We start from the raw sequence: 26,760 nt of genomic DNA on the forward strand, positions 1-26,760 counted from the left end.
GGCCGCCCCTATTCGATCATCTCTTCGTCGTGGTCGCTGGGCAGTTCGATCTCGCCCCGCTGGGACAGGCGCAGCGCGGCCTCGACCAGATCGGATTGGGCCTGTTTCACATCGCGTGACTTTACCGGCCCCATTCCGCGCATTTCCTCTTCCAGCATATCGCGCGACCGCGCCGGCAGCGAGGACAGGAAGTGTTCCCGCAGGTCCCTGTCGGCGCCCCGCAGCGCCAGCGGCAGCGTCTTTCCGGCCGCCTCGCGCATGACCTTGGCCAGCGGTGCGGCCTCGATCTCTATCAGGTCGCGGAACACGAACATCTTCTGCTTGATCGTCCGGAATTTCTCCGGGATCTTCTTCTCCAGCTCGCGCGACAGCCCCTCGAAGACCTTGGGGTCAAGCTTGTTGAACACGCTGACGAGCTGCTTTTCGGTCTCGGCGCCGGCATTGCGCCCGGCCTTTGTCTGCACCTCGCGGCGCAGGCTTTCCTCGATGCTGCGCAGCGCTTCGATGGGCAGTTCCTCCATCGCGACCATGCGCTCGACCAGTTCCGCCGCGCGCTCCTGGCCCAGCAGCGGCAGCACCTTGGCCGCGGCATCGGCACGGATGCGGGACAGGATCACCGCGACGGTCTGGTTGTGCTCCTTGCGCAGCACGTCGGCCAGCACCTTGTCGTCAAGCTCCGACAGATCGCCCCAGAGATCGCCGGTCGAGCTGCCCTCGATCTCCTCCAGGATTTCGGCCACGCGTTCTTCGGGCAGAAAGCCCTTGAGCAGCCCGCGCGCCGCCTCGACCGAGCCGGTGATGCCGCCGTAGCTGGTCATTTTTTCGCCGAACTCGCGCATCACCTCTTCGACGACCTCGGCCCGGACCTCCCCCATGGCCGAGATCGCACGCGTGATCTTGCGGATCTCGCGGGTATCCAGCTGCTGCATCAACTGGCCGCCGCGCTCCTCCCCCAGACACAGGAACAGGATCGCGGATTTCTCGGCGCCGCTCAGGCGGGTCTGCTTGCGAAAGGGCGAAAACTGGTTCATCGGCATTTGCCCGGACCGGGCCCGGCTGCTTCAATCATTCAAGGATAACTTAACCGGCACTATCCATGCGATACAAGGATTACTAGCAAATCCGGTCGATTTATTCTTAAAAACGCCCCATGCAGCCGTGTCCTATCCGCCTCCGGTCACGGTGAGATAGGACTGCATCAGCGATCCGGCCAGCATGTACCAGCCGTCGATCAGCACGAAGAAAATCACCTTGAACGGCAGAGACACGATCACCGGCGGCAGCATCATCATGCCGGCGCTCATCAGCACCGAGGCGACGATCAGGTCGATGGCGATGAAGGGAAGGTAGAGCAGAAACCCGATGGTAAAGGCGCGGCGCAGCTCGGAAATCATGAAGGCCGGCACCATCACCCGCCAGCTTACCCCCTCGGCCGCGTCGGGCACGACATCGGGCTCGGCCTCGCCGGCGATGTCCTGGAACAGCGCGATGTCCTTGTCGCGCGTGTTGACGAACATGAAGGCGCGGAACGGCTCGGCGATGTTCATCATCGCCTGCTCCTCGGTGATCGCATTCTGCATCAGCGGCCGCAGCCCGCTTTGCCAGGCGTCATCGAACACCGGCTGCATCACGAAAAAGGTCATGAACAGCGCCATCGCGTTCAGCACCATGTTGGGCGGGGTCTGGTTCAGCCCCAGCGCCGAGCGCAGCATCGAGAACACGATGACGAAGCGGGTAAAGCTTGTGGTGACCACCAGCAGACCCGGCGCGATGCTGAGCACCGTGATCAGCGCGAACAGCTGGATCAGCCGGCCCGACAGGCTGGCGCCGGTATCGCTGCCCGGTTCGGTGCCGCCCAGGGTGGAGGAGAGATCGCGGATCAGCCCGCCGAGGTCGGTGTCCTGCGCCCAGGCGCCACCGGCCCCCGCCAAGACCGCAAGAACCACCAGCCCCGAGACGAGGGCCGGGCGCCGCGGCGCGGCGAACAGGAGGAACCGGCCCATCCGCGCGCCTCAGACTTCGGGGATGAAGTCTTTGACGATTTCCCGCAGCGCCACGCCGATGTGGTCGCCGTTCACCTTCACCAGATCGCCGCGGGCCACCATCCTGTCGTTGATCATGATGTCCACCGGGTCGCCCACCTTGCGGTCAAGTTCGATGACCGAGCCCTTGGACAGCTCCAGCAGCTCCGAAATCGGCATCCGGCTGCGCCCCAGCACCACCCGCACGTCGAGCCGCACGTTCAGCAGCGCGTCGATATTGCGCCCGCCGCCCATCGCCGCCGCCACGTCCTTGAGCGTTGGCTTCTCTTCCGGTTGCCCGGCCTCGGGGGTGGGGTTCGCACCGGCTTCGGCGTTGCTGTCTTCCGGCGGTGTCTGGGTATCCGTGTCCGACATTTATCCGACCTTTCCCTGTTCGTCTTTCAGTTTCGCCGCGGCCTCGCGCAGCGCCGCGAGCGCGGCCTCGCAGGACCGCTCAAGGCTGTAGTCAAGGCCGCCATTGTCCCAGTCGAGGCGTGCTTCGCCGTCGCCCAGCGCGGGGTCGGCGTCCAGCTGCGGCGGCGGCTCGATGCCCCCGGACTGTGCCAGCGCCGCCAGTTGCGGCTCCAGCATCCGCGCCATCTCCGGCGACAACCGAATCGTGAGTTTCGAACTTCCGCTCGCCATGCGCAGGCCGGCCCGAATCCGCGCCTGCGCCAGGTCGACGGAATAGGCGGACAGGAACTCCGGGGCGATCCGCTCGCCGATCTCGACCAGCATGTCGACCACGTCGCGCTCCAGCGCACGGCGATGGAGCCCATCGCGTGCCAGCAGATCGGACAGCCGCGCCGAGATCACCTCAAGCGCCGCGGCGCTCTGCGCCGCCTGACCCGCCTCGGCCTCGGCACGGGCCGCCGCCGCGCCTTCTTCCCGCCCCTGCTGCAGCGCCGCCTCGCTGGCCTCGGCGATCAAACGCTCGACCTCCTCGCCGGAAAAGCTGCGCGGCGGCGCGGGGGGCGGGGCCGCCTCCTGCGCGGGTTGGGTCCGCCCCGCCTCCAGCGCCTCGGCATCGAAATCACGAAGGAACATCCTCATCGTGCATCAGCCTCTGCCACCAGCCAGCCGCGCAGCACGCGCAGCACCTCGTCAGGCTTGTCCTCGGCCAGGGCCTGGATCGCCTCGACGCGGGCCTTGATCAGGCTCCCGCGTACGCCCAGGGTCTCGACATACTCATGCGGCGCCCCGTCATCATGCGCGGGATCGAAGATGCTGGTGTAACCGGGCGCGTTGCGGGTCTCCTCGGAGACGTCGAGAAGGTTCACCCCGCCCTTGCCTGCCGGTTTTGCGCCACCGGCCCCGGCCGCCGATGCAGTGTCTGGCAGGGCGCCCTCGCCCTCGGGCGCGGCAAGCGCACCGGCGGCCTCGCCCTTCGGCAACTCCGGCGCTGCCGCCTGCTGCAAGTGGCGCAGCATCGGGCGGACGCCAAGGACCATGACCAGCGCCACGATCAGCAACCCGAGCAGCCCGCGCAGGATCGGCACGATATTGTTGCCGACCCGCTGCATCGGGGTCATGCTGACGGGGTCGCCGACCTCCATCGAGTAATCCATGAAGCGCAGGCTATCGACCGAAACCGTGTCGCCGCGCTGGTCATCGAAACCGACCGCGCTCTTGACCAGTTCGGACAGCCGGGTCAGTTCGTCGGGACTACGCTCGGAATAGGTCACGTCGGAGCCTTCGACGCTGTAGATCCCGTTGACCAGCACCGCGACCGAGACCCGGCGGATATCCCCCGCCTCGCGCACCACCTCGCGCCGGGTGTTGCCGATTTCGTACTGCACGCTCTCGCCGCTCTTGGATTGCGTGGAGGAGGCGCCATTGCCCGGATCGGTCAGCGCGGCGGGGATATTGTTTTCCACCCCGACATTGCCGCCTGCGTCGGTGCCCGAGCGTTGTTCGGTCCGGTTGTCGGTGGCGCGCACCACCTGCTGATCCGGATCGAAACTCTGCTCGACGATCACCTCGCGCGCCGACGTGAGATCCACGTTGACCCGCACGCGCGCGTTTCCGGCACCGACGCGGGCGGTCAGGATGCTTTGGATCTGCTGCGCGAGACGATCCTCGATTCCCGCCCTTGCCGATTGCAGCGTCGCCTGACCGTCGCCGTCGCCGGCCTCGGCCAGGATGGTCTCGCCGCTCGCCGAAAGTACCGTGACCCGCCCCAGTTCCAGTTCGGCGACCGAGGAGGAGACCAGGTTGCGGATCGCCATCGCCTGCTTGCGCGCGATGGTCCGTCCGGGAACCGCCCGCACGATGATCGAGGCCCGCGGCTCTGGCCGTTCGCGCGAGAACGCCTCGCGCTCGGGCAGCACCAGGTGGACCCGGGCGCTCTGCACCCCGTCGAGCGTCTGGATCGACCGGGCAAGCTCCCCCTCCATCGCGCGCAACCGGTTCACCCGCTGCATGAAAGAGTTCATCGCCAGACCGCTGGCGTCGTCGAACAGTTCCCAGCCGGGATCGCCCTCGATCGGCAGCCCGCTTTCAGCCAGAACCATCCGCGCGCGGGCCAGATCGTTACGGGGAACCGACACGCTGGCCCCGTCCTCGGCCATCCGCGCGTCGAACCCGGCGCCGATCAACGTGGTTTCTATCGACCCGGCCGCAGCCATGGAGAGGTTCTTGTACAAGGGCGCGAAGTCCTTACGGGACACCGCGGAAACCCCCAGCAGCAGGGCCAGGACGAGCCCGAGCGACACCCCGCCCAGAATCATCAGGCGGGTGCGGCCGAGCGCCTTGAGGTTGTTGATCAGATCCTGCACGCCGTTCCTCATGGGAAATGTCCCATCTGTTCTTGCAGTCACGATATTCTATTTTTGCTGTCCAAGTAAATAACGATGTCAATACTTGCGCCGAAAAGGAAAAACCGGGATGATGTACATGAAGAAGGAACGAGTCTGATCCATGGCGAAGCCGGTGAAAAAGACCCCCCGACCCGCGTCCGCCGAGCCGGACGTGGTAAAGGAAAGCAAGGCGCGCTCGGCGCGCACCTTGCTCATGGCTGCGCTGTTGCTTTCGGTCGCTTCACTCGGCGGCGGTTTTGTCCTTGCGAAGATCGCCTTTCAACAGGACGCGGCCAGTTTCGAACCCGACTATGTCGATGAAACAAAGGGCGAAAAGCCCGATGGCGAACATGCACCGGCGGAAGCGGCCGGGGATGGCCACGCCGATGCCGGAGCGCAGGACGCTGACTCCGAAGAGGAGGGCGAGGCCAGCGTGCGCGAGGGCGTCCTGGAGTTCGGGGAAATCGTGACCAACATCGAAAGCTTTGACGCCAAGGGGAGCCCGGAACCGGCGTTCCTGAAGCTGACGCTGGTGCTGGTCTATCGCCCCGATCCCGGCGCGTCCGACCTGATGAAGGAACGCCAGCCCTTCATGCGCGACCTGTTCACCGGCTATGCCCGCAGCCTGAACGAGACCGACGTGCGCGGCATGGCCGGGGTGCTGAACGTGAAGGCCGAGCTGCTCAAACGCGCCCGCGCCGCCGCCGGCAGCGATCTGCCGCAGGAAATCCTGATCAGCGATCTGATCGTGCAATAGGGGGCGCGGCATGAACAAAATCCTTTCCCAGGACGAGACCGAGGCCCAGAACGGCAATCTGATCGACGAGATCATCAAGATGTCGGATTTCAGCTTCGAACGGCTGCCGATGCTGGACATCATCGGAGAACGGCTGGCCGATTCGATCTCGGTCGCGCTGCCGCAACTGACCGGCGTGCTCTGCGAGGCAACCCTGAGCCAGCTCGACTACGTGCCGATGGGCAAGGCGATCGACGCCCTGCCGATGCCGGCGATGATGGCGGTCTGCTCCTCGCCCGGCCTGGACGGGGAAATTCTGCTGGTGATGGACGCCGCGCTGTTGCTGACCGCGATGGAACTGATGCTCGGCGGCGCGCCAAAGGGCCACAGCCCGCGCGAGACCGAACGGTTCACAGCGATCGAGCGCGGGTTCGGTCAGCGCCTTGCCGCGCTGGTCATGCACGAGTTGCAATCGAACTTCAGCCTTGCCGGCGATATCGAACTGGAGCTTGAACGCATCGCGACCGATCCCGACTCGGCCGCCGTGACCCAGCCCGCCAACCTTTGTGTCCGGCTGCATTTCACCGTTGCTCTCGCCGCGAACACCGGCGTTCTTGAGATCATCATGCCCTATGACGCGCTGGAACCGGTGCGCCCGAAACTGGGCAAGATCCACTTCGGCGAGCCCTCGGACGAGGGCAGCCCTTGGCGCGAACAGCTGTCGGGCCAGATCGAGCGCGCGACCATCGAACTGGAGGCGGTGCTGGCCGAGGTCCAGCTCTCGATCCAGCAGATCATGAACTGGAGGTCGGGCGACACCGTCAATCTCTGGATCGAGGAAGAGCACGACGCCACGGTCGTCTGCGCGGATACGCCGATGTTCCGCGCCGCGATCGGCAAACGCAACAACGGGAACACGGCAATTCGCATCACCGAGGCGCTGGAGCCGGAAGAGGAGATACCCAATGGCCGCAATGATCACTGACATCCTGATCATCCTGCTTCTGATCGGCAGCGTGGGCTACGGCGTGATGATCTCGCGCCGGGTGCAACGGCTGATGGCCTCGCTGGAGGAGCTGGAGCCGCTGGTGCGGGAGTTTTCCGAGGCAGTGGACAAATCCGAGTCCTCGGTCACCGCGCTGCGCGACAACCTTGCCGAAGGCCTGGCCACGCAGGAGGACGCCGGTGACGACAGCGCGCCGGCCTTCTCGTCCCGTCGCCAGCCGCAACGCCGCCTGCCCGGGGTGCAGGTGGTCCGCAACAAGCAGGATCTCGTGCGCCGCTTCTTCGAAACTTCGCGCAGCGAATCGAGGGCCTGACGATGGCGCGGATTTTCGGGGCCAAACTCATTCTGGGCGGCCTCGCTGTGGCGGCCTTTGCCAAGGCGGCCACCTCGCTTCCGGGCCTTCCCTTTCCCTCCGACGCGATGACGCGCCCCGACCTTCCGATACGGGTCGCGGTGGACATGGAGCCCGCCGAGCCCATCATCCTGGAAGAGGAAACCAAGGTCGTCGCCAAGGTGCCCAAAATCCCGGCCCAATGCGACACCCCCGAAGAGGTGCTGCAATCGCTGTCGCGCGAACGCGACCTGATCGCGGCCCAGAGGGACGACCTGGAAAGCCGCAAGTCAGAGCTCGCCCTCGCCCGCGAGAAACTTGAGATTGAAAAGACCGCGCTGCTCGAACTGAAATCGGACATCGAGGATCTGCTCGCCCGCGTCAAAGCCTCCGAGACCGAAGATCTCGAGCGTTTGATCGGCTTTTACGAGAACATGAAGCCGGCCGAGGCGGCGCGGATCATGGACGATCTGGATATCGAGGTGACGATCCTGGTGCTGGCCAAGATGAAGCCACGCGTGGCCGCCCCGATCCTGGCCAAGATGTCGCCGGTGCGGGCGCGGGCGGTGTCGAAGATCATCCTCGAACGGTCGCAACTGCCCGGCGATCAGGACCTGGTCGGAATTCGGCTCAAGTAACCCAGCACCCCTGGACAGTACCCCGCGCCCCGGTCCCGCGCCGGGGCGTTTTCTTTTGGCGGCGCCTCACTCCGGGCTCGTGCGCAGGACCGAACCGACGGGCAGTTTGCGATGCCGGTTCTTCTTGTGCTCCATCACGAATCCGATGATCTCGGCCACCACCTGCCAGTGTTCCACCGGCACCATATCGTCGACCTCGACCTGGTCGAAAAGCGTGCGCGCCAGCGGTTTGTTCTCGACGATCGGCACATCGTGTTCAAAGGCGATCTCGCGGATGCGGCGGGCCATAAGGTCGGCCCCCTTGGCAACGCAGACGGGGGCCGAGTCCACCCCCTGGTCGTACTTCAGCGCCACCGCATAATGCGTCGGGTTGGTCAGGATCACGCTGGCCTGCGGCACCGCGGTGGCCATGCGCTGGCGCGATCGGGCGCGCCGCTGCGCGGCACGCCGCGCCTTGATCTGCGGATCGCCCTCGGACTCCTTCATCTCGTCGCGAACCTCTTTCACCGACATCATCTGGCGGCGACGCCAGTCGAACCGGTTCCACAGGATATCCAGGATCGCCACCGGCACCAGGAACACCGTGGCGGCGATCAGCAGGCGGCGGGTTGCGTCCAGCATGTAGCCCGGCAAGGTCTCCGGCACAAATCCCGAGCCCTCCCAGATGCCGCGCACCGCCCGTTCCGTCACCCAGAGCGCCAGCCCCCCCACCACCAGCACCTTGATCAGGCTCTTGCCGAATTCCACCAGCGTATTGGCCGAGAACAGCCGCTTGAGGCCCTGCACCGGCGACACCTTGGACAGCTTCGGCTTGATCCGGTCCAGCGCCACCACGGTTTCGCCCTGGATCAGCACGCCGACCACGCCGCCGGTCAGGATCATCAGGAACAACGGCGACAGAACCAGTGCCAGCGTCAGCACCATGTCTTGCAGTACCAGCCCCAGGGCGGTCAGCCCGGCGCGGCCGTTGCCCACCTGCACGCTGCCCGCCCCCTCGATCAGCGCGCCCAGCGCGTCGGCAAGGCGCGGCCCCTGCCAGGGCAGCACGAAGGCGGTGACAAGGACCAGCGACAGAACCACCATCATGTTGCCGCTTTCCCGCGACGCGGGAACATCGCCCTGCTTGCGGGCATCGCGGAGCTTCTTGTCCGTCGGCTCTTGCGTTTGTTGGCTCTTGTCCTGGTCCTGGTTCTCGGCCATGGCGTCAGAACCTGAAAGTGCTGAGCCAGTCGGTGAACTGGCTGACGAAGAAATCGAGCATCGAGGGCATCGCCACCGAAAGCACCAGCATCCCGCTGGCGATCAGAAGCGAGGCACCGACGAAGAACACCGGCAATTGCGGCATCATCCGGTTGGCCAGCCCCATGCCGAGGTTCAGGATCACGCCCATCACGAAAAACGGCGCCGCGACCGCGGTTCCGATATACAGGCTGCGGCCCCCCGCGCGCACGATCTGTTCGGCCAGGTCACCGGGCATCACCGGCCCCGGCGGAAACACCACGTAGCTCAGCATCAGCCCGCGCAGGATGATATGGTGCGCATCGGTGGCAAAGATCGCCGCCACCGCGCCGATCAGCAGCAGCGTCGCCACCAGCGTCGCCCCCTCGAACGAGCCAAGCGAAGGGCCGAAGGCATTGGCCAGCCCCGAGACCTGCCCGACCTGGTAGCCGGCGAAATCCATCGCCGACAGCAGGACCCGCGCCACCAGCCCGATCCAGACGCCGATGGTGGCCTCGGAGGCCAGCAGCAGCGCAATGGCCACGGTATTGTCGGGCATTTCGGCGCTGACCGGGGTTACGGGATAGAGCGCGGCGCAGAGCACCAGCGCGAAGGACAGCCGCGCGCGCAGCGGGATCTGGGTTTCGCCGAAGGCGGGCATGAACATCAGCGCCCCGCCGATCCGCGCCACCACGAGCACATAGCCAAAGATTATCCCGGCGACATAGGTATCGAGCGCCACGCTCAGCCCCCCACCGTCGAGACCGTCTTGAGCGAGGCCTTGCGGTGCACCTCGTTGTGCGAAATCACCTGGGTGACCGGGCTGACCCGTTCGAGGATCTGGCGCACATAGGGCCGCACGTCCGGGGTCACCAGCAGCGCCGGCCATTCATCCCCTGCGGCGAACTTCTGAATCTCCTGCCGGACCGCCAGGACGAACTCCTGGACCCGCGCCGGCGACATCAGAAAGGCGCTCTCCTCGGCCCCGGGCGAGACCGCGTTGTTCAGCTCACGCTCCCATTCCGCGCCCAGAACGATCACCGGCACGAATCCGTTGGAATCGACCAGCGACTGACAGATCTGCTTGGACAGACGTCCGCGCACATGCTCCACGACCGCGCGCAGGTTCTGGGTCGTCGCGGCGGCTTCGGCCACCGCCTCGATGATGCGCGGCAGGTTTCTGATCGACACCCTTTCGGACAGCAGCGCCTGCAACACGTGCTGAAGCAGCACCGCGGGCGACTTGTTCGACATGTCAGTCAGCAGTTTCTGGTATTCCTTGCTTTGCCCCTCGATCAGGTCCTGGGTGGCGGCAAAGGTCAGCAGGTCCGGCATATGCTCCTTGATGACCTCGGTCAGATGGGTGGTGACCACGCTTTCGGGATCGACCACCGTGAGGCCGCGCAGCTCGGCCTCCGAGGCGCGGCCGTGATCGACCCAGATCGCGTTCAGGCCGAAGGTGGGTTCGCGCGTGCGTTCGCCCACCAGCTCGGTATCGTTGCCGCCGGGGTCGATCACCATCATCGACCCGGGCCGCACCTCGCCGCGGGCGGTCTCAACTCCCTGAAGCGAAATCGCATAGGTCATGCCCGGCAGCGCGCTGTCGTCCTTGATCCGCACCGGCGGCATGACAAAGCCGAAATCCTTGATGAAGAGCGACCGCAGGCTTTTCACCTTGCCCGGCAGCGCCGCATCGGTCGAGGAGATCAGCGGCACCAGCGCCGCGCCGAGGTCGAGCCGGAGATCGTCCAGCCGCAGCGCCTCGGTGATCGGATCCTCGGTCTGGCGCGCCTCGCCCTCGCGTTTCGCCTCGGCGACCTGCTCCCGCTCCTGCTCTTGCAGGTGTTGCTGCATCACGTATCCCAATGCTGCCATCCCGGCGGCCAGCACCGAAAATACGATCAGCGGGAACCCCGGCAGGAGCCCCACCATCAGGCTGAGCGCGGCGGCCATGTACAAAGCCTTGGGAAAATTCCCCAGTTGCGCCAACACCGCCTCGTTCGCGGCGCCGCGGGTGCCGCTCTTGGTCACCAGCAGGCCAGCGGCCAGCGACACCACCAGCGCCGGGATCTGTGTGACCAGACCATCGCCGATGGTCAGCACGGTATAGTTTCCGGCGGCATCGCCGATGCTGAGCCCGTGGCTGGTCATGCCGATCAGGATGCCGCCGATGACGTTGATCAGGGTGATGATCAGACCGGCGACCGCATCGCCGCGCACGAATTTCGAGGCCCCGTCCATCGCCCCGAAAAATGCGCTTTCCTCTTCCAGTATCCGGCGGCGGTCGCGGGCCTCTTCGTCGTTGATGATGCCGGCGCCCAGATCGGCGTCGATCGCCATCTGCTTGCCCGGCATCGCATCCAGCGAGAATCGCGCGGCGACCTCGGCGATCCGGGTCGAACCCTTTGTGATCACCACAAAATTGATGATGACGAGGATTGCGAAAATCACGATCCCGATGACGAAATCACCGGCGACGATAAACCGGGAAAACCCCTCGATCACCTTGCCGGCGGCGTCGGAGCCCTGGTGTCCCTCGCTCAGGATCAGCCGCGTCGAGGAGACGTTCAGCGCCAGCCGCATCATCGTCACGACCAGCAGCAGCGTCGGGAAGGAGTTGAAATCCAGCGGCGTCGGAATCCACAGCGCCACCATCAGGATCAGCACCGCCAGCGACAGGGAGATCGCCAGCCCGAAATCGAGCAGCACCGAGGGCAGCGGAACGAAAAGCATCGCGAGGATCAGCACCACGCCGATGGCAAAACCGATATCGCGGTTGGCCAGGCCGAACTGCGACAGGCCCTTTGCGACCGTGGTGGAGGGGTTGACGTCGCGCGCGCTCATGCCGGGGTCACTCCACCACCCGATAGGCCGGCAGGACCGGCTTCATCGGGCTGTTTGAATAGATCGAGAACCGCCGCGTCGCCTCCGAGGCCGGGGGCTCGGCGCCCGAACTCCAGAACACCGGCGGCGGCGGCAGGCGGGGCTTTTCCGGGGGCGCCGCCGCCACCTGGAACACATGCGCCTGACTGGCTTGCGCGACCAGCCCGGACAGACCGGCGCTGACCACCCGGTGATTGCGGCGCAGGGCGGTCAGGTAGACGTCCTTGTGGATGTCGGTGGCGGAATGATACCGCCCGGCGGCCTGCCACCAATCCCCTGTTTCCTTGAACAGGCCAACCAGGAACCGGGCCGCATAATCCACGTTCGTCGCCGGGTCAAAGGCCTGTTCGAGCGAGCGAAAGGCACGGCCATGCCATCTCTGGTTCACCTGCATGCAGCCGACGTCGATCGACTGGATGCCGTCCCTGCGCCTGGCCTGTACCCAGCGCAGCGCCTCCTCCCGGTTGCGGAAAAACGCCCCTTCCCCGGCGGCGTTGACAGTCCAGGGCCAGACGGTCAACCCCTCCGGACCGCGCCGCCCGGCCTCCTGCACGCCGATGGCCAGCAACAGGTTGTCGGGAATGCCGTAGCGCGCCTGGGCGTCGAGGATCGCGGCAAGACAATCGGCGCCACGCAAGGCCGGCCCGGGACGGGGTGCACGCGCAGGCGGCGGGGCGACAACCGGGGCGGAAGACCGATAGAAGCCGGCGAAAAACTCCGCCCGGGCGGGCGGGCCGCTGCAAACCAGGGCTCCGGCCGCCGCTGCCCCGACCAGCCCCAGCGCAAGCCCCCCGCCCCGGCGCATTCTAAAGCCCCCCGCTGACGATCAGGTCAAACACCTGGTCCGACAGCCGCAACAGGGTGCCGAAAATGAACGGCAAGGTCAGCGCCAGCGCGGCAAAGATCGCCACGATCTTGGGCACGAAGGTCAGTGTCATTTCCTGGATCTGCGTCAGTGCCTGGAAGAACGAGATCCCAAGCCCCACCACCAGCGCGACGGCCAGAATCGGCGCCGACCCCAAAAGCACGGTGGTGATCGTCAGACGCAGGATCTCATATGTGCTGACCGTGTCCAACAGTGGGCTCCAGATTGGGCGGGGGTGCGGGCGCCGTCAGAGCGGCATCCGCAGGACTTCCTGATAGGCTTCGACCAGCTTGTCGCGCACCGCGATCGAGACCTTGACCGTGCTTTCCATCGCCATCGTCGCCTCGACCACCTGCTGCAATCCGGCCTTGCCGGTCAGCCCGGCCGCTGCCGTGGCATCGCCCTCGCGCACCGTCTCCACCGCCTCCGCTGCGGAATTCCGCAGCATCTGGGCAAAATCCGGCGCCTGGCCCTGGCCGGACTGCGGCCCGGCGGCGCTGGAGGCGAGATCCTTGGACTTGCCATAGGCGGCCTGGATCAGGGAGTTGGGCTGGATGAAGGGGATGTCGCTCATGGCTCAGCTCTATTTCAAAAGGTCGATCAACTGGCTGCGCATCTGGCGCGCGTTTTCCAGCATGGTCATGTTCGCCTCGTAGCTGCGCGAGGCCTCGCGCATGTTGCTCATCTCGATCAGCGGGTTGACGTTGGGCAGTTTCACATAGCCGTTCTCGTCGGCCGCCGGGTGGGCGGGGTCGAACCGCAGCGAAAACTCGCCCATGTCGCGGGTGACCTCGGCCACGCGCACCATTGCCGCCCCGGTGGCCGCGTCGGAGTCCTGCCCGAAACTGATGACCTTGCGGCGATAGGGCTCGCCGCCCGGCTCCTGCGCGGTGGTGGCAGAGTTCGCCATGTTTTCCGAGACCACCTTCAGACGTTCGCCCTGGGCCCGCAACCCGCTGGCGGCGGTAGCAATGATTGACGTCAACGGATCCATCTAGGGCCCTCCTCAGCGCGTCCCGGCAACGGCCATGACCATTTCATGCGCCTTTCGGTACAAATTCGACGCCAGTTTGTACTGACCGGCGGTATCGGCCGCGTAAAGGATCTGCTCCTCCATCACGACGTTGTTGCCCGAAATGGACTCGGCCCACGTATCTTCGACCTCGCGCACCTCTGCATCTCGCAGGTCCCCGGCTTTTTCCGTGCTGGAGAGGTAGGAGTCGAAACCCTCCACCTCGCGGGCGCGGTACCCGGCGGTATCGGCATTGGCGATGTTCTCCGAAACCGCCTTTTGGCGGTCCGACAGCCATTGCAGGCGACGCGAGGCCAGCTGGAAAAGGTTGATGTTGTCGAGATTCATCATGGATCTCCCGCTTAATTCTTGGCATTATAACAAGCAGAGCAAAGATTAACAGGGTTTATTCTTGTGAGCGCCATCTTTTCAGACCTGAGGCAGGCGGTGTTTAACCTTGAAAGCACAAGGATATCCGGTCGCGTCCAATCGGTGGTCGGCCTCTCGCTGACCGTCTCCGGGCTGGAGCGCGCCGCGGGGATCGGGCAACGATGCCGTGTGCGCGGGCGCAACGGGCCGGTCACCGGCGAAGTGGTCGGCGCCGGCGCCGAAGGGCTGCGCCTGCTGCCTTTCGGCACCTGGGACGGCATCGCGGTCGGCGACCCGGTGGAGCTGATCCAGGCCGGTGACGGTATCTGTCCGGACGACAGCTGGATCGGCACGGTCATCGACCCGCTTGGCCGGCCGCTTTCCCCGTCGCCCGGCTTCCGCGCCGGCAGCCGGCGCGCGCGCGGACGCAACAGCCCGCTGCCTGCCTACGACCGGCGCCGGGTCGGCGACAAGCTGGAAACAAGGATCAAGTGCATCGACTTGTTCACCCCGATCTGCCGGGGGCAGCGAATGGGGGTATTCGCCGGCTCCGGGGTCGGGAAATCCACCCTGATGGCCATGCTGGCGCGCAATACCGACGCCGACGTGATCGTGATCGGGCTGGTCGGCGAACGCGGCCGCGAGGTGCAGGAGTTCATCGACGAGGATCTGGGCGAAAAGGGCATGGCGCGCTCGGTCGTGGTGGTGGCCACCGGCGACGAGGCGCCGCTGCTGCGCCGACAGGCGGCCTGGACCGCCACGGCGGTGGCCGAGCATTTCCGCAAGGCGGGCAAGCAGGTGCTGTTGATGTTGGACAGCGTCACCCGCTTTGCCATGGCCCAGCGCGAGATCGGTCTGTCGAGCGGCGAGCCGCCGACCACCCGGGGCTATCCGCCGACGGTGTTCTCGGAGCTGCCGCACCTGCTGGAGCGGGCCGGACCCGGCCGCCCCGGCGAGGGGGATATCACCGGGATATATACCGTTCTGGTCGATGGCGACGACATGAACGAACCCATCGCCGACGCGATCCGCGGAATCGTCGACGGGCATATCGTTCTGGACCGCCGCATTGCGGAACAAAACCGCTATCCCGCGATCAACGTGCAGCGGTCGATTTCGCGCATGCTGCCGGCCTGTCACACCGCCGAGGAATACCGGATCATGCACGCCGCCCGGCGGGCGCTGGCCCGCTACGCCGACATGGAGGAACTAATCCGCGTTGGCGCCTATTCCCCCGGTTCCGACCCGGAAACTGATGCGGCGGCGCGGTTTTTCACCGCGGCGAACGAATTCCTTTCCCAATCCCGCGGCGCCACGATGCGCGCGGAGCAGAGCTTTGCCGAGGTTTACAAAATGCTGCTGGACGCGGGGATCGACGTGCCGACCCTGCCCGACGCGGCGGCCAATTAAAAATACGAAAACCGGCCGCTCCCCTCGAAACGGCCGGCTGGGAACGGCGACAACAGTCGCCCCCCCGAAAACTCGTAAATGGACGGCCCGCCAGGAGGACTCCTGGCGAAAACCTATTAGCGGAACAGGCTCAGGATGTTCTGAGGCTGCTGGTTGGCAATCGACAGCGACTGCGTGGCCAGCTGCTGCTGGACCTGATAGGCCTGCAGGCGCGCTGCCTCTTCTTCCATGTCCGCATCAACCATCGCGCTCACGCCGGAATCCAGCGTGTCGGTGAGAGCATCCAGGAAGGTCTGCTGGCCTTCCAGCGTCTTCTCCGTGACGCCCAGGTCGGTTGCCGCATCGATCGAGGCGGCCAGCTGGGTCTCGGCGGTTGCCAGGTCAGCTGCGATGTCGGTCGAGGTGGTGAGATCAATCGCGTCAAGCGCGGTCTTGATCGCGCCCAGATCAACCTGGTTGAAGCTGATCGTCGTGGTGGCAAAGCTGCCCGACGAACGGCTGATCCCGCTGACCGCGGTCACGGCTGCGGTTCCGTTGACCAGATCATCGCCGTTGAAGGTCGACTGGTCGATGGCTGCACCGATCTGGGAAACCAGAGCATCCAGTTCCGATTGAACGTCGGCCAGGTCGATGCCGCTGCCCTGGGCGAATGCCACGCGCTCGGCGAACTGTTCGGCCAGGCCGCTTACGGTTTCGGCGCCCAGACGGGCGGTCGCAACCGAGTTCTTGGTCGAGGTCAGACCCTCATTGATCGCCTTGAACATGCCGCTGTCGCCGGACATCGTTTCCGAAATCGCGAAGTAGGCGGCGTTTTCCTTGCCCGAACGGATGGCCAGGCCGCTGGAGACACGGTTCTGGGTTTCGTTCAGGCCACGGTTGACTTCGTTCAGCGTGGACAGAGCGACCATCGCCGAGCTATTGGTGAGAATGGACGACATTTAATGCTCTCCTCAGTTCTCGTTTTTTGTTGATCAGTCTTCTGACTGTTTCCGGCTTAGCGCCGGTACTGAGGATATAAACGCGCCGATTAAGGCATAGTTAAGGCTTTCATAATTTTTTTCCTGTCCCCGCGCCTAAAATTCGCGATCTATGCGCAGTTTGCCACCCTCTTCGCCGCCGATCTTCTGCCCCGACTTGCCATAAAGCCCGCTCAGACCGTTGCGTTCGGTGGCTTTGCGGATCTCTCGCACGATGGTTCCCGCGGCGGTGGCCATGCGTTGCAACATCTCGCTGTCGGCGGTGACTGCCGCCTGCAGTTCCTGCATCCGCTCGGGCAGGCCGCGCGCAACCGCCGCCTCGTGCTTGAGGAACGGCTCGACCAGCGGCAGGCGCAATTCCAGCCATTTCAGCAGCGAAGCCTTTCGGTCGAACAGATCGCTGACGGCCTGGAACCGCCCCTCGGTCACGGCCGCGACCTCTTCGTTCAACAGCGCCACGGCCTCGCCCACCTTGTCGGAGAACGCGGCGATGTTCGCCTCGTCCTCTTCCGTCAGGATCCTTGCGGTGCCTTCCGGCGCAGCCCGGCGCGCCTGCAGGCGATCGCCAATCCGGGTCTTCCGCTTCCTTATCGCCATGTCCGCCCCCCTGGATTGACTGTCAGCCACGATACGCGTTGAGCATCTGTTCGATATTCGCACCCAGTCCGAGCCCGCCGCGCTCGGACAGTTTCTCGGCAAGGGCCTGCGACATGAAGGAGCGCCAGATCTCGGCTCCCTGCCCACCCGAGACGGGCCCGTAGTTGATCGTGCTCATCATCTCATCGACGAACTGGCTCAGGAACACGGCCTCGAATTCACGCGCCAGCCCAGCGTTCCGGGCCTTGTCGGCAACAGAGGCATCGCCTTCGACAGGGACCGGCAGCCCGGACGGGATAGGCGGGGAGGTCATCAGATGATCTCCAGGTCCGCGTGCAGCGCGCCCGACGCCTTGATCGCCTGCAGGATCGAGATGGTCTGACGCGCGCCGACGCCGATCGCGTTCAGCCCATCGACCAGATCCTGCAGGCTGACATCGCCCTGCAGGATGGTGAACTTGCTGTCACGCTCTTCCACGTCGATGTCGGTTTCCGGCACCACAACGGTGGTGCCGCCGATGCTGATCGGGTTCGGCTGGCTCACGTTGTAGCGTTCGCGCACCCGCACCGTCAGCCCGCCCTGGCTGATCGCAACCTGCCCGATCCGCACGTTCGCCCCGATCACGATGGTTCCGGATTTCTCGTCCACGACGACACGCGCGGTGCTGTCGGGCTGGACGGTCAGGCTTTCGATCGCGGCGACGGTTTCGGCCACGTCGCCCTTGCCCGGCAGGCGCACTTCGACGGTTCCGGGATCGAGCACCCGCGCCGACCCCGCCCCGAGCCGGTCGTTGACCGCATCCCCGATCCGCGCCGCCGTGGTGAAGTCCGGCACCGCCAGTGCGATGCGGAAACTGTCGAGTTCGCGCAGCTCGAATCCAACCTCGCGCTCGACGATGGCGCCGCTGTCGATGCGGGCGATGGTCGGAACCCCCTCCTGCACGCTGCCGGCGTTGCCCTGCGCGAGAAAGCCAGACACCGCCACCGGCCCCTGGGCCACGGCATAGACCTCGCCGTCGGCACCCGACAGGGGGGTCACCAAAAGGGTGCCGCCCCGCAGGCTGGTGGCGTCACCGAGCGAGGCGACGTTCACATCGATCGGCGCGCCGCGCCGGGCGAAGGGCGGCAGCTTCGACGTGACCATGACCGCCGCGGTATTCTTGGTTTTCAGCAGGTCGCCGTCGAGATTGGCGACGCCCAGCCGTTCCAGCATGCCCTTGACGGCCTCGCGCGTGAACGGGCTGTTGGTCATCCGGTCGCCGGTTCCCAGAAGGCCGACCACCAGACCGTAGCCGATCAGGTGGTTTTCGCGGACCCCTTCGAAACTGGCGATATCCTTGATCCGGACATCTGCACCGGCGGGGCACGCAAGCAAAAGCGCCGCGCCCATCGCGACCGCGCCCAGTCCGTTCGCCAGAGACCCAAATACAGACATCGACCTCACCCCTGGTCCTTAAAGAAAACCCTAGCGGTTTGTTTTTGCCAAGTCCATATACAGTTGCTTCTAAACTTGCCGGTTGGTAACTTTATTATTGAACTACCTGCCTTTCCTTGGTAGCAATAATGAATAGCGATGAATAGCAGCGGGAACGGAGGTGTTCATGCGCGCCTATGTTTTCGAACCACGCGAGAAACGGCAGGCTTCTCTGGCCGCCGAACTTGAGAACGCGGGTGTCGAGCCTCTGTTCGTGAGCGAGGATTTCTTTGAGACCGGTCTGGTTCCCTTGACCCAGCCGGGAAACGAGATCCGAGCGATCCTGATCGGAGAGTCCGACAACACGCACGCCCAGATCCGAACCATCCGCAGGGCGGGCTGCGCAAATCCGGTGATCGTGCTGCGCGACTTTCGCAACTCCCAGGATACCTCGGCAGCCCTTGATCGGGGGGCTGATGACGTCATCGTCAGCCCGATCAAGGGCAGCGAGGTCGTCTCGCGGATCAATTCCATTGTCCGCCGGTTTCACGGCCATGCCGCCGAAAGTGTCGAGGTCGGCGAGTTGACCGCGTTCTTCGACGGGCGCGACCCCATCGTTTCCGGGGCCCGCATCAAGCTGTCGAAGCGCGAGCATTCGATTTTCCAGCACCTTGCGTTGAACTCCAACAAGGTGATCTCGAAAAATGCCATCTATGACGCGGTCTATGGCATGAGCGCGGACCAGCCCTTTGACAAGGTGATCGACGTCTACATCTGCAAGCTGCGCAAGAAGATCGCCGCCGCCGCGATCAGCGGGTCGCAGTACATCGAGACCATTCATGGCCGCGGCTACAAGCTGAGCGCGCCAGAGGAAATCGATCTGGCATCGCCCGAGCAGCAAGGCCCGGCGCAGGCGCGTATTCTTGAGGCCCGCGCCTGACGGGGCAGATCAGAGGAAATTCAGCAAGGTCAGTTGCGACAGGCGCGCGGTCACGCTGTAGCTGGCCTGCAACTGGGTCTCCAGGCTTGATACCATCGCGGCCGCCTCGTAGGGATCGACGTTCTCGTAATTGCCGATCTGGGTCCGCTGCACCAGCGAGATATCGTCCAGCTGGGTCTGCGCCTTGGCCACCACCTGCTGATTGAACCCGATGCTTGCGGCGGTGCTCAAAACGCCCTGGACACCACCGCTGAGCGCATCGTTCACGGCCTCCATCCATCTTGCATAGGTGGCCTCGTCCTCGATCTGGCTGACGTCTGCGACCGCAAGCATGGCAAGCCCCTTGATCGTATCCCGGAACGCCGGGTCGTTTGCCTGGACGCCATAGGCCAGTTGCTGCCCTTCGTTGATCCGCGCCGTCACCCGGGTATTCGGATCACCGCCGGCATCCTCCAGCGGCGTGCCGTTGAAAAAGCTGGCCTCGTAATTGCGATCGGGGTCAGCGGTGTTGGTAGAGGCGAAGAACGCATCGATCTCGTCGATCATCGCCTCGGCCTCGGCCAGGGTCGTCGGACCGGATCCGACGATCTCGGACAGGATCTGTTCGGGCGAAAGCCCCGTGTCTGGATTGGCCGCGTCCCAACGGGTCAGCGGCGCCTTGTCGCTTGCGGTTCCGGAAAACAGGTGATCGCCGTTGTAGCTTATATTGAGGGAGCCGATGACGCTTTCCAGCGCCGCGCGCGACTCGGATTGCAACGCATTCGCCCCCGTCGTCGGGCGCGAGGCGTTGATCAATGCGTTCTGGAGCACGTCTTCGGAACTGGTTCGGGTCGCATCGATCGAGGCCAGCATCGCCTCCAGCTTGCTGTCCAGCACCTGGTTCACGGTAAGGTAGGTCTGCGTGTTCTCCTCGCGGGCGCGCAGGGTCAAAGCGATCGAGGCACGTGGCCCCAGTTCGGCGAACAGATCGGCCTTGCGCCCGGTCGCCAGCTCCTGGCCGGCGTTTTGCAGCTGCTCGGTCACCCGCGCCACGTGCTGGCGGTTGGTGAAATTCAACTGCATCGAGGAGATACCGCTTATGTTCCAGCTCATGTGCTACCCTCAGACCGCGGCCAACAGCGTATCGAGCATTTCCGCCACAGCCGTCAACATCTTGGAGTTGGCGGCATAGCTCTGTTCGATCAGCATAAGCTTTTGCAATTCCTCGTCGATACTCACCCCTTCGACGTTCTGTCGCGACGCCTGGACCATCTCGGCGGCCGACCGGGCCGCGTTGTAATTGTTTTCGACCCGCGCGCGCTCGGCCGATTGGCTCGAGATCATCTCGGCGGCGAAGTTCGCCACCGAGACCCCGGCATAGAGCCCGGTGGCCGGATCGGCATCGACCGGGCCATCGAGCGCATCGATGAACCCCTGGATCTGGGTCGCGTCCGCCGCCTCTCCCGGGGTGGCAACTGACATTCCGTCCCGGATGCGCCAAACCTCGCTGGCGCCGGAGCGGCTGACCGCATCGTTCACCCGTAACCGGCTGGCCAGCCCATCCAGGCTGGCGGCATCGAAGGCGCCGCCATTGTCGGTGAAAAGGCCGGCCTCGCCCGGCGCGAGCGAGGCATCGGCATCCTCGAACGCCTGGATCAGACCGCGCGCGTATTCGTCGAGCTGGAGCTGAAACCGCGGCAGGATCTCGCTGTGCAATTCTGCGTATCCCGCAAGGCTGCCCTCATCGATACCGCGGACACCCTCCCGTCCAGGGGTGATTTCGGTCCCGCCCGCGAAGAAACGCCCCTCGCCGGGCGAGTATGTGACATCCTGGACCTGATCCCCTTCAAGAAGCGCCGCCCCCCCGGTCGTGTAAACGCTGACCTGGCCATCGGAGTTTTCCGTTACCCGTATCCCGACGATCTCCGCAACCCGATCGAGCAGCCCATCCATCGCGTCCGCCGCCTGTGCCGCCTCCATGGTGCCGGGACCGAAATCGCGTTGCCTGCTGTTCAAGTCAGCGAGATCGTACAGGGCCTGGTTCAGATCGGCGACCTCGTAGCGGATCTCCATGTCCACTTCGACCCGCAGCCCGCCCAAGGTGTCGCTGGCCCCGCGGATCGACGCGGCGAGGTCCTCGGCGGCGTAGACGGCGGCCGATTGCGCCCCCGCCGAAGACGGCATGTTGACCAGGGTCGTCATCGCCGTGTTGAAGGACGAGAACTTGTCCGCAGGCGACAGCCCGTCGCCGGGCTGACCAAGATAGAGCGTATAGCTGTTCAGCCCGTCGTTGATCGCCTCCTGGTGGGCCATCTTGCCGCTTTCCGCGCGCGCCATGCGAACCAGCGCCGCATCGACGTCCCGGCGCACCTCGGACACCATCGAGCCGCCGGCGCCGGTCGTGACGATGACCGCTTCGCGCCGGACAAATCCCGGCGTCATCGCGTTCGCGATGTTGTCGGCCGTGATCCGTGACTGGGTCTGCGTGGTTGCCAGACCCGTCGCTGCCGTGTTCAGGGCACTGGATAGACTCATGGGTTATCCCCTGGAGGCAAGCTCGGATCAGCGTTTGAGCTGCGCGGTCTCGCTCATCATTTCATCCACCGTAGTCACCACCTTGGCATTGGTGGAAAACGCACGCTGGGCCTTGATCAGGTCGGTCATTTCCTCGGCAATGTCCACGTTGGAGCCCTCCAACTGACTGGAGCTGATCGCGCCCGTGGCCCCGGTATTCGCCTTCATCGCCAGGAAGGTGCCTGTGTCGACGGTCAGCCCGTAGGCGTTCCCGCGCATCTCGTAGAGCCCGTGCGGGTTGGCGACCGTGGCGACCGGGATCTCGTAAAGCGCCCGGCGCTGACCGTTGTCGAAGATGCCGTAAAGCACGCCATCCTCGTCGATCTCGGTCCGGATCACCTCGCCGACGCTGGATCCGTCGCGGGTGAAGGTCTGGCTGAAATCGCCGGCGAACTGGGTCACGCCGTCGAACTTGTCCGGGGAGCCGAGATTGACGGTGATCGTCTGCGGGGTACCGCCGCTGTCCACCGTGACCGTGGCCTTGCCAGTGGCGGTGTCAAAGGCAAATCCCGCCGGTGCGGTCGCGGTCGAGGTCACACCGGAATAGGCCGATGGCGACCCGGCCAGAGAGCCGGAATCGTTGAAATCGACGGTCACCGTTCCCAATGCGGTTCCATCCTTGTCGCTGACCGTCACGTCCCAGCGGTTGTCGGTCGCGGTCGGCTGCCAGGAAAAGCTGAGCCGTTCCGAGGCGCCAAGTGGGCTGAAATACTCCGACGAGGTGGTGAACGGCGCGCCGGGCGTGGCCAGGCCCGCCTCTTGCGCAGGCAGGTTGCCGACGGTCGAGATTTCGGTGGTCGCCGCCGCGGAAAGAGTGATGTTGCCGATGTTCACCGTCTCCATGTCGCCGAAGGTGCCGCGATCGACATCCGGAAGCGTTCCATCGAGATCGTACCGGTAGCCGGCCAGGTAATACCCGGCGGCGTTCACCAGGTTCCCGTCCTTGTCCGGCAGGAAGGACCCCGCGCGCGTCAGCATGTAGTTGGTCTGCACCGTCTCGTCCGGGCGCAGCGAGACGGCGAAGAAACCGGCGCCGCTGATCGCCAGGTCGGTCGAGGAATCCGTGGGGATCAGCCCGCCCGCGTGGGTGATGTCCATGGCCTCGACGGCGCTGACGGACAGCACGCCGTCGGCGGCGCCGCCTGAGGCCGCCGTGGTGACGAAATGGGAAAACCCGCGCTTGTAGCCAACCGTATTGGCGTTGGCGATGTTCTCGGAAATTCCGCCGACGGCCTTGGAATTGGCCTGTAACCCGCTGACTCCGATCTGGAGTGCGCTCGAAATGCTCATGACCGTCGCCTCTTATTCTTGTGTTGTCTTGTTTTGCTACAAGGAATACACGAGCCCGCTTTAAGGCGAGTTAAAGATTTAACAAAAACCAAAGTACCCGCGAAGGACCAGGCAAGTACTTCTTACCCGATTTCCGCACCGCATCCGGTCGTTGGAGCCATGGCTAGCCCAAGATATCAGAGCCCCTCCCCTCCGCCGATCGTGCCGACCGCCCTTTCCGCGCTTTCAAGGCGGGTGTCGGCGGCCTCCCGGCTGAGCGGCGACAGCGGCGCCGGGGTCTCGATCAGGCTTGCGGCGACGTTCACCCAGGTCGCGGAATCGGTCAGGCCCGGAAACGCTGCCACGACCTCGCCCGCGGTTGTCTCGTCACCGGACTTGCGCGCGGCCAGCAGCAAGTAAGAGGCATCGCGCGCGGTGAATTCCTCGGGGAATGTCGATCGCAACCGCCGGTAGAACACGATCGCATCCTCCCAGCGCCCGTCCTCCCACAGGGCAAGGGCGAGATCGCGCATCCCTGCCGCATCAGGATCGGAAACATATGTGCCGCGCACCCCGCTGAAATCTCCCAGTTCGGCAAGGACGCTGGCCTTCAGCGCGTTCACGCCTTGACGCTGGTCGGGATTCTGCGGCACCTCGATCCCGTCCAACACATCGCGTGCCTCGGAAAAACGGCCGCCCCGCGACAGGGCGCGCGCCAGCTTCAGGCGCAGGCGCACAAGGCGCTCCGGGTCCGCGGGCTGCCCCGAGACCTCCTCCAGTTCCTCGACCAGCGAGATCGCCCGACGATACTCGCCCTCCGCCAGGTCGGTGCCCCCAACCTTCAGCGCATAGTCCGCGAGCGTCTCGGAATGCAGCGCGAATTCCGGGAAGTACCGGAAAAGCGGCACAAGGCTCATATGGACCGGCAGCCATTCGGCGAGAGGCAATTGCCCTTCGGCCCCCTCCCGGTAGGCAGTCGCCATTTCGATACGGGCCTGATCCGCCGCCTTGGCCGCCGCCTCGCTGCCCGGAAAGCGCGACATCAGCTTGCCGTGGGCGACCACCGCCGCGAACGGATCGCCGGTTGCGGAATAAAGACCGCCAAGCCGCAACAGGAGATCACGCTCATACTGGTCGCCGCGCCAGGCGCCGGCCCCGTACTCCAACACATCCCGCGCCGCCAGCAGCGCACCGCGCCCCCCGTCGGCCAGGGCCATGTCGGCCAGCGCGAGCCGCGCCCGCGCCGCGTAGAGATCCCATCCGTCGCTGGCCGCGAAGTAGCGCTCCAGCGCCGTTCGAGCCTGCCCGAGCACCTCTGCTTCCCGCCCACGCAGGAAATGCCCGACCGGCGCGCCTGACAGATCCGGGAAATCCTCCAGCAGCGATACCGCCTGTTGCGCAAGCCGCACCTCGCCGGCCTCGACCGCCGCCTCGGTAAAGATCGGCAGGACGGCGCGCACGATCGGCCGGGTTTGGAACTCTAGCGCCTCAAGCGCGCCCGCCAGGTTGTTGCGCAGCATCACCTCGTCGCCGGTGGCGATCGCCTGCAGCGTCAGCCACATGCCCCTGTCAGGCCGCACCGGAGCCACCAGCGGCGAGCTGCCAATCTCCGACGCCGCCTCGCCCTGCAACAGCAGAACGGCGTCGCGCATCGCGCGCCATCGCCGCTTGTCACGCGGCGTCACGGCCTCCACCCCGTCCAGGATCGACCCTGCCTCGTACAGCAGGGCGTGCCCCAGGTAGAGTTCCGCCATGTCGAGGAAGACGCGCGGGCGCTCGGGGCCATGCGCGGAGCTCAATGCATCGATCCGTTTCGTCACGATCCGATGGAACCCATCGGCGGGCCAGCGGCGCAGATCCATGTCGGCCCGCCACCCGTCACCCGGCCCAGGGCGTGCTGCCACGATCAGTTCGACCGGCGTCGGCGCATTATGTGGCGCGCCCGCAGCCAGAACCGCCCCGCCGGCGAGCAAGCTCGCAAAGATCACCGCGGCCCTCATCGGCTCTCTCATGAACATTCCCAACTGTCCTTGGGTTTTGCCAAATACATCTTGCCATAATTCTTATATTGATGGATAGTTTATCATGCAATAATAGGAATGATACACGAAATCGTGTCGCTTATACTTGCCGACGCGTTTTGGGATACGGAACCAGCCATGAGCAACGCCGATTACGTCTCCCTTTCCCTTGCCTCCGCCTTGCAGCGCAGCATGGACATGGCGGCGAACAATATGGCCAATGCCTCGACCGCCGGCTACAAGACCATGCAGCCGCTGTTCGAGGCCGTGCAGCCGGAAGGAGCCGAGGACGGCGCGACCAGCTATGTCGAGGATCGCGGGACCTACCTTGATGCCAGCCAGGGCGCTTTTATCGCCACCGGCAACCCGCTTGACATCGCGCTGTCCGGCCCCGGCTGGCTTTCCTATCAGACCGATGCCGGCGCCACCGCCTATGGCCGCGACGGCCGCCTCACGGTCAATTCTGACGGCCAGCTTTCGACCCTTGCCGGTGCGCCCGTGTTGAACCCGGGCGGCGCGCCGATCACCCTGCCGCAAGCCCTGGGAACAGATGTCACCATTTCCAGGGATGGCTCGATCACCGATGCGGAGGGGGCGGAGCTGGGGCAGATCGGGATCTTCCGCATGCCGGACGTCGATATGCTCGTCCCGATCGGCAACGGCTTGTACCTTTACGGCGATGCCGGCGCCGAGATCGGCCCGGGGACGGAGACCGAGCTGGCCCAGGGGTTCATCGAACAAAGCAACGTGCGGCCGGTGATCGAACTGACCCGGCTCATGGATATCCAGCGCGCCTATGAACGCGCGGCCAAACTTATGGGCGACAGCAACGATCTGACGCGGCAGGCGATCCAGCGCCTTGGCCGCGTGGTCTGAGCCGCCGCTTTTCGAACAACGGGGAGGACCCGAAAATGAAGGCACTAGGAATCGCGGCGACCGGGATGCTGGCCCAGCAGACCAATGTCGATGTCATCGCCAACAACATCGCCAACGCCAATACCACAGGCTTCAAGAGCGGTCGGGCGGCGTTCCAGGACCTGATCTACCAGTCGGTGCACCAGGAGGGCGCGCTGACTTCGACCGAGGGCACATCGCGCCCGGTCGGCATGAACGTGGGCCTGGGCGTGCAAAGCGCCGGGGTGATCCGCCTGAACACCCAAGGCGGGCTGTCGCAGACCGAGAACCAGCTTGACCTCGCCATCGAGGGGCGCGGCTTCTTCGTGGTCAACCGCCCCGACGGCACCCAGGCCTATACCCGCGCCGGCAGCTTCCAGCTCAGCGCCGAGGGCCAGATCGTCACGCTGGACGGTTACGAGATCGACCCCGGCATCAACGTGCCGGAAAACACCCGTCAGATCGCCATCAACCAGCAGGGCGTCGTCATGGCCTATGTCGACAGCGATCCCGCCCCGGTCGAACTGGGCCAGCTTACCATGGCCACCTTCCTCAACGAGGCGGGGATGAAGCCGATCGGGAACAACATGCTGGAAGAGACCACCGCCTCGGGCGACCCCGCGCTGGTAACCCCGGGCGAGCCGGGCGTCGGCATCATCCGGCAGGGATACCTCGAGAACTCCAACGTCAACATCATCCAGCAGATCACCGACCTGATCTCGGCCCAGCGGGCCTATGAGATGAACTCCAAGGCGATCGAAACCGCCGATCAGATGCTCTCTACCGCCAACCAGATCAAGTAATCCGTA

General features: G+C 65.0%; 30 protein-coding genes. 8 read left to right on the forward strand and 22 right to left on the reverse strand.

Annotated features, from left to right (window positions below):
• Window positions 1–8 precede the first annotated feature (8 nt).
• From P1U75_RS06105 to P1U75_RS06130, 6 genes are all read right to left on the reverse strand, one after another.
• On the reverse strand, window positions 9–1,031 hold the full coding sequence (locus P1U75_RS06105; RefSeq protein WP_300240987.1) for a flagellar motor switch protein FliG: 1,023 nt from the start codon (window positions 1,029–1,031) through the stop codon (window positions 9–11).
• A 132-nt stretch (window positions 1,032–1,163) separates the two neighbouring features.
• The gene (fliP, locus tag P1U75_RS06110; RefSeq protein WP_300240989.1) at window positions 1,164–2,003 is read right to left on the reverse strand and encodes a flagellar type III secretion system pore protein FliP; all 840 of its coding nucleotides are present in this window, start codon (window positions 2,001–2,003) and stop codon (window positions 1,164–1,166) included.
• Window positions 2,004–2,012: 9 nt separating this feature from the next.
• On the reverse strand, window positions 2,013–2,396 hold the full coding sequence (gene fliN / locus P1U75_RS06115; protein ID WP_300240991.1) for a flagellar motor switch protein FliN: 384 nt from the start codon (window positions 2,394–2,396) through the stop codon (window positions 2,013–2,015).
• Window positions 2,397–3,074 (reverse strand): FliH/SctL family protein, encoded by a 678-nt coding sequence (locus tag P1U75_RS06120; RefSeq protein ID WP_300240993.1) that lies wholly within the window; start codon window positions 3,072–3,074, stop codon window positions 2,397–2,399.
• The gene (gene fliF / locus P1U75_RS06125; RefSeq protein ID WP_300240995.1) at window positions 3,071–4,810 is read right to left on the reverse strand and encodes a flagellar basal-body MS-ring/collar protein FliF; all 1,740 of its coding nucleotides are present in this window, start codon (window positions 4,808–4,810) and stop codon (window positions 3,071–3,073) included. The genes P1U75_RS06120 and fliF overlap by 4 nt, the downstream gene beginning before the upstream one ends.
• Before the next feature lie 66 nt (window positions 4,811–4,876).
• Window positions 4,877–5,035, reverse strand: a complete 159-nt coding sequence (locus P1U75_RS06130) for a hypothetical protein (protein WP_300240997.1) — start codon at window positions 5,033–5,035, stop codon at window positions 4,877–4,879.
• Here P1U75_RS06130 and P1U75_RS06135 point away from each other — a divergent pair.
• The 4 genes from P1U75_RS06135 to P1U75_RS06150 are packed head-to-tail and all read left to right on the forward strand — an operon-like array spanning window position 5,034 to window position 7,530.
• Window positions 5,034–5,576 (forward strand): flagellar basal body-associated protein FliL, encoded by a 543-nt coding sequence (locus P1U75_RS06135; RefSeq protein ID WP_300240999.1) that lies wholly within the window; start codon window positions 5,034–5,036, stop codon window positions 5,574–5,576. The genes P1U75_RS06130 and P1U75_RS06135 overlap by 2 nt on opposite strands.
• Window positions 5,577–5,586: 10 nt before the next feature.
• Window positions 5,587–6,540 carry a FliM/FliN family flagellar motor switch protein gene (locus tag P1U75_RS06140; RefSeq protein ID WP_300241001.1) on the forward strand — a complete coding sequence of 318 codons (954 nt, stop codon included), beginning with the start codon at window positions 5,587–5,589 and terminating at the stop codon, window positions 6,538–6,540.
• On the forward strand, window positions 6,521–6,874 hold the full coding sequence (locus P1U75_RS06145) for a flagellar motor switch protein (protein WP_300241003.1): 354 nt from the start codon (window positions 6,521–6,523) through the stop codon (window positions 6,872–6,874). Before P1U75_RS06140 ends, P1U75_RS06145 begins: the two co-directional genes overlap by 20 nt.
• 2 nt (window positions 6,875–6,876) lie before the next feature.
• Complete coding sequence (locus P1U75_RS06150; RefSeq protein WP_300241005.1) at window positions 6,877–7,530, forward strand: hypothetical protein; 654 nt, start codon at window positions 6,877–6,879, stop codon at window positions 7,528–7,530.
• A 66-nt stretch (window positions 7,531–7,596) separates the two neighbouring features.
• On the opposite strand, the gene flhB is transcribed toward P1U75_RS06150, so the two are convergent.
• From flhB to P1U75_RS06190, 8 genes are all read right to left on the reverse strand, one after another.
• Window positions 7,597–8,730 carry a flagellar biosynthesis protein FlhB gene (gene flhB / locus P1U75_RS06155; RefSeq protein ID WP_300241007.1) on the reverse strand — a complete coding sequence of 378 codons (1,134 nt, stop codon included), beginning with the start codon at window positions 8,728–8,730 and terminating at the stop codon, window positions 7,597–7,599.
• Window positions 8,731–8,734: 4 nt separating this feature from the next.
• The gene (locus P1U75_RS06160) at window positions 8,735–9,490 is read right to left on the reverse strand and encodes a flagellar biosynthetic protein FliR (protein WP_300241009.1); all 756 of its coding nucleotides are present in this window, start codon (window positions 9,488–9,490) and stop codon (window positions 8,735–8,737) included.
• 2 nt (window positions 9,491–9,492) lie between these two features.
• Complete coding sequence (gene flhA / locus P1U75_RS06165) at window positions 9,493–11,592, reverse strand: flagellar biosynthesis protein FlhA (protein ID WP_300241011.1); 2,100 nt, start codon at window positions 11,590–11,592, stop codon at window positions 9,493–9,495.
• Window positions 11,593–11,599: 7 nt separating this feature from the next.
• Window positions 11,600–12,268 carry a lytic transglycosylase domain-containing protein gene (locus P1U75_RS06170; protein WP_300241013.1) on the reverse strand — a complete coding sequence of 223 codons (669 nt, stop codon included), beginning with the start codon at window positions 12,266–12,268 and terminating at the stop codon, window positions 11,600–11,602.
• A 169-nt stretch (window positions 12,269–12,437) separates the two neighbouring features.
• Complete coding sequence (locus tag P1U75_RS06175) at window positions 12,438–12,707, reverse strand: flagellar biosynthetic protein FliQ (RefSeq protein ID WP_300241015.1); 270 nt, start codon at window positions 12,705–12,707, stop codon at window positions 12,438–12,440.
• A gap of 36 nt (window positions 12,708–12,743) precedes the next feature.
• A complete protein-coding gene (locus P1U75_RS06180; protein ID WP_300241017.1) occupies window positions 12,744–13,070 on the reverse strand; it encodes a flagellar hook-basal body complex protein FliE in 327 nt (108 codons plus the stop codon).
• A 9-nt stretch (window positions 13,071–13,079) separates the two neighbouring features.
• Entirely contained in the window at window positions 13,080–13,490 is a 411-nt protein-coding gene (gene flgC / locus P1U75_RS06185; protein ID WP_300241019.1) for a flagellar basal body rod protein FlgC, read from the reverse strand.
• A 12-nt stretch (window positions 13,491–13,502) separates the two neighbouring features.
• Window positions 13,503–13,856, reverse strand: coding sequence for a flagellar basal body protein (locus P1U75_RS06190; protein WP_300241021.1), 354 nt, complete (start codon window positions 13,854–13,856; stop codon window positions 13,503–13,505).
• A 66-nt stretch (window positions 13,857–13,922) separates the two neighbouring features.
• Here P1U75_RS06190 and P1U75_RS06195 point away from each other — a divergent pair, with 66 nt between their 5' ends.
• The gene (locus tag P1U75_RS06195) at window positions 13,923–15,287 is read left to right on the forward strand and encodes a FliI/YscN family ATPase (protein WP_300241025.1); all 1,365 of its coding nucleotides are present in this window, start codon (window positions 13,923–13,925) and stop codon (window positions 15,285–15,287) included.
• A gap of 116 nt (window positions 15,288–15,403) precedes the next feature.
• On the opposite strand, the gene P1U75_RS06200 is transcribed toward P1U75_RS06195, so the two are convergent.
• From P1U75_RS06200 to P1U75_RS06215, 4 genes are all read right to left on the reverse strand, one after another.
• Window positions 15,404–16,225, reverse strand: coding sequence for a flagellin (locus tag P1U75_RS06200; RefSeq protein ID WP_300241027.1), 822 nt, complete (start codon window positions 16,223–16,225; stop codon window positions 15,404–15,406).
• Window positions 16,226–16,360: 135 nt separating this feature from the next.
• Complete coding sequence (locus tag P1U75_RS06205) at window positions 16,361–16,861, reverse strand: flagellar biosynthesis protein FlgI (RefSeq protein ID WP_300241030.1); 501 nt, start codon at window positions 16,859–16,861, stop codon at window positions 16,361–16,363.
• Window positions 16,862–16,883: 22 nt separating this feature from the next.
• Complete coding sequence (locus P1U75_RS06210; RefSeq protein WP_300241032.1) at window positions 16,884–17,174, reverse strand: rod-binding protein; 291 nt, start codon at window positions 17,172–17,174, stop codon at window positions 16,884–16,886.
• On the reverse strand, window positions 17,174–18,295 hold the full coding sequence (locus P1U75_RS06215) for a flagellar basal body P-ring protein FlgI (RefSeq protein WP_300241035.1): 1,122 nt from the start codon (window positions 18,293–18,295) through the stop codon (window positions 17,174–17,176). Before P1U75_RS06215 ends, P1U75_RS06210 begins: the two co-directional genes overlap by 1 nt.
• 166 nt (window positions 18,296–18,461) lie before the next feature.
• Here P1U75_RS06215 and P1U75_RS06220 point away from each other — a divergent pair, with 166 nt between their 5' ends.
• Complete coding sequence (locus P1U75_RS06220) at window positions 18,462–19,214, forward strand: response regulator transcription factor (RefSeq protein WP_300241037.1); 753 nt, start codon at window positions 18,462–18,464, stop codon at window positions 19,212–19,214.
• A 9-nt stretch (window positions 19,215–19,223) separates the two neighbouring features.
• Here P1U75_RS06220 and P1U75_RS06225 read toward each other — a convergent pair whose 3' ends face one another.
• The 4 genes from P1U75_RS06225 to P1U75_RS06240 form a co-directional block, all read right to left on the reverse strand.
• Entirely contained in the window at window positions 19,224–20,306 is a 1,083-nt protein-coding gene (locus P1U75_RS06225; RefSeq protein ID WP_300241040.1) for a flagellin, read from the reverse strand.
• 9 nt (window positions 20,307–20,315) lie between these two features.
• Window positions 20,316–21,728 carry a flagellar hook-associated protein FlgK gene (flgK, locus tag P1U75_RS06230; RefSeq protein ID WP_300241043.1) on the reverse strand — a complete coding sequence of 471 codons (1,413 nt, stop codon included), beginning with the start codon at window positions 21,726–21,728 and terminating at the stop codon, window positions 20,316–20,318.
• A 27-nt stretch (window positions 21,729–21,755) separates the two neighbouring features.
• The gene (locus P1U75_RS06235; RefSeq protein WP_300241046.1) at window positions 21,756–23,057 is read right to left on the reverse strand and encodes a flagellar hook protein FlgE; all 1,302 of its coding nucleotides are present in this window, start codon (window positions 23,055–23,057) and stop codon (window positions 21,756–21,758) included.
• 176 nt (window positions 23,058–23,233) lie between these two features.
• Window positions 23,234–25,054: a hypothetical protein gene (locus tag P1U75_RS06240; protein ID WP_300241048.1), complete on the reverse strand. Its 1,821-nt coding sequence runs from the start codon at window positions 25,052–25,054 to the stop codon at window positions 23,234–23,236.
• A 141-nt stretch (window positions 25,055–25,195) separates the two neighbouring features.
• Between P1U75_RS06240 and P1U75_RS06245 the strand changes: the two genes are divergently transcribed.
• Together P1U75_RS06245 and flgG are read left to right on the forward strand one after the other, a co-directional pair.
• Window positions 25,196–25,933: a flagellar hook-basal body complex protein gene (locus P1U75_RS06245; RefSeq protein WP_300241051.1), complete on the forward strand. Its 738-nt coding sequence runs from the start codon at window positions 25,196–25,198 to the stop codon at window positions 25,931–25,933.
• Window positions 25,934–25,968: 35 nt separating this feature from the next.
• On the forward strand, window positions 25,969–26,754 hold the full coding sequence (flgG, locus tag P1U75_RS06250; protein WP_300241054.1) for a flagellar basal-body rod protein FlgG: 786 nt from the start codon (window positions 25,969–25,971) through the stop codon (window positions 26,752–26,754).
• Window positions 26,755–26,760 lie beyond the last annotated feature (6 nt).

Origin of the sequence: Antarcticimicrobium sp. (assembly GCF_029212575.1) — a bacterium.
In the GTDB taxonomy this organism is placed as follows: domain Bacteria; phylum Pseudomonadota; class Alphaproteobacteria; order Rhodobacterales; family Rhodobacteraceae; genus Antarcticimicrobium.

Bases quoted from the DNA above. Each gene is read 5' to 3' on its own strand.
- P1U75_RS06105 (WP_300240987.1), bottom strand. From the start codon at position 1,031: ATGAACCAGTTTTCGCCCTTTCGCAAGCAGACCCGCCTGAGCGGCGCC.
- fliP (WP_300240989.1), bottom strand. From the start codon at position 2,003: ATGGGCCGGTTCCTCCTGTTCGCCGCGCCGCGGCGCCCGGCCCTCGTC.
- fliN (WP_300240991.1), bottom strand. From the start codon at position 2,396: ATGTCGGACACGGATACCCAGACACCGCCGGAAGACAGCAACGCCGAA.
- P1U75_RS06120 (WP_300240993.1), bottom strand. From the start codon at position 3,074: ATGAGGATGTTCCTTCGTGATTTCGATGCCGAGGCGCTGGAGGCGGGG.
- fliF (WP_300240995.1), bottom strand. From the start codon at position 4,810: ATGAGGAACGGCGTGCAGGATCTGATCAACAACCTCAAGGCGCTCGGC.
- P1U75_RS06135 (WP_300240999.1), top strand. From the start codon at position 5,034: ATGGCTGCGCTGTTGCTTTCGGTCGCTTCACTCGGCGGCGGTTTTGTC.
- P1U75_RS06130 (WP_300240997.1), bottom strand. From the start codon at position 5,035: ATGAGCAAGGTGCGCGCCGAGCGCGCCTTGCTTTCCTTTACCACGTCC.
- P1U75_RS06140 (WP_300241001.1), top strand. From the start codon at position 5,587: ATGAACAAAATCCTTTCCCAGGACGAGACCGAGGCCCAGAACGGCAAT.
- P1U75_RS06145 (WP_300241003.1), top strand. From the start codon at position 6,521: ATGGCCGCAATGATCACTGACATCCTGATCATCCTGCTTCTGATCGGC.
- P1U75_RS06150 (WP_300241005.1), top strand. From the start codon at position 6,877: ATGGCGCGGATTTTCGGGGCCAAACTCATTCTGGGCGGCCTCGCTGTG.
- flhB (WP_300241007.1), bottom strand. From the start codon at position 8,730: ATGGCCGAGAACCAGGACCAGGACAAGAGCCAACAAACGCAAGAGCCG.
- flhA (WP_300241011.1), bottom strand. From the start codon at position 11,592: ATGAGCGCGCGCGACGTCAACCCCTCCACCACGGTCGCAAAGGGCCTG.
- P1U75_RS06180 (WP_300241017.1), bottom strand. From the start codon at position 13,070: ATGAGCGACATCCCCTTCATCCAGCCCAACTCCCTGATCCAGGCCGCC.
- flgC (WP_300241019.1), bottom strand. From the start codon at position 13,490: ATGGATCCGTTGACGTCAATCATTGCTACCGCCGCCAGCGGGTTGCGG.
- P1U75_RS06190 (WP_300241021.1), bottom strand. From the start codon at position 13,856: ATGAATCTCGACAACATCAACCTTTTCCAGCTGGCCTCGCGTCGCCTG.
- P1U75_RS06200 (WP_300241027.1), bottom strand. From the start codon at position 16,225: ATGTCGTCCATTCTCACCAATAGCTCGGCGATGGTCGCTCTGTCCACG.
- P1U75_RS06205 (WP_300241030.1), bottom strand. From the start codon at position 16,861: ATGGCGATAAGGAAGCGGAAGACCCGGATTGGCGATCGCCTGCAGGCG.
- P1U75_RS06210 (WP_300241032.1), bottom strand. From the start codon at position 17,174: ATGACCTCCCCGCCTATCCCGTCCGGGCTGCCGGTCCCTGTCGAAGGC.
- P1U75_RS06215 (WP_300241035.1), bottom strand. From the start codon at position 18,295: ATGTCTGTATTTGGGTCTCTGGCGAACGGACTGGGCGCGGTCGCGATG.
- P1U75_RS06220 (WP_300241037.1), top strand. From the start codon at position 18,462: ATGCGCGCCTATGTTTTCGAACCACGCGAGAAACGGCAGGCTTCTCTG.
- P1U75_RS06225 (WP_300241040.1), bottom strand. From the start codon at position 20,306: ATGAGCTGGAACATAAGCGGTATCTCCTCGATGCAGTTGAATTTCACC.
- flgK (WP_300241043.1), bottom strand. From the start codon at position 21,728: ATGAGTCTATCCAGTGCCCTGAACACGGCAGCGACGGGTCTGGCAACC.
- P1U75_RS06235 (WP_300241046.1), bottom strand. From the start codon at position 23,057: ATGAGCATTTCGAGCGCACTCCAGATCGGAGTCAGCGGGTTACAGGCC.
- P1U75_RS06240 (WP_300241048.1), bottom strand. From the start codon at position 25,054: ATGTTCATGAGAGAGCCGATGAGGGCCGCGGTGATCTTTGCGAGCTTG.
- P1U75_RS06245 (WP_300241051.1), top strand. From the start codon at position 25,196: ATGAGCAACGCCGATTACGTCTCCCTTTCCCTTGCCTCCGCCTTGCAG.
- flgG (WP_300241054.1), top strand. From the start codon at position 25,969: ATGAAGGCACTAGGAATCGCGGCGACCGGGATGCTGGCCCAGCAGACC.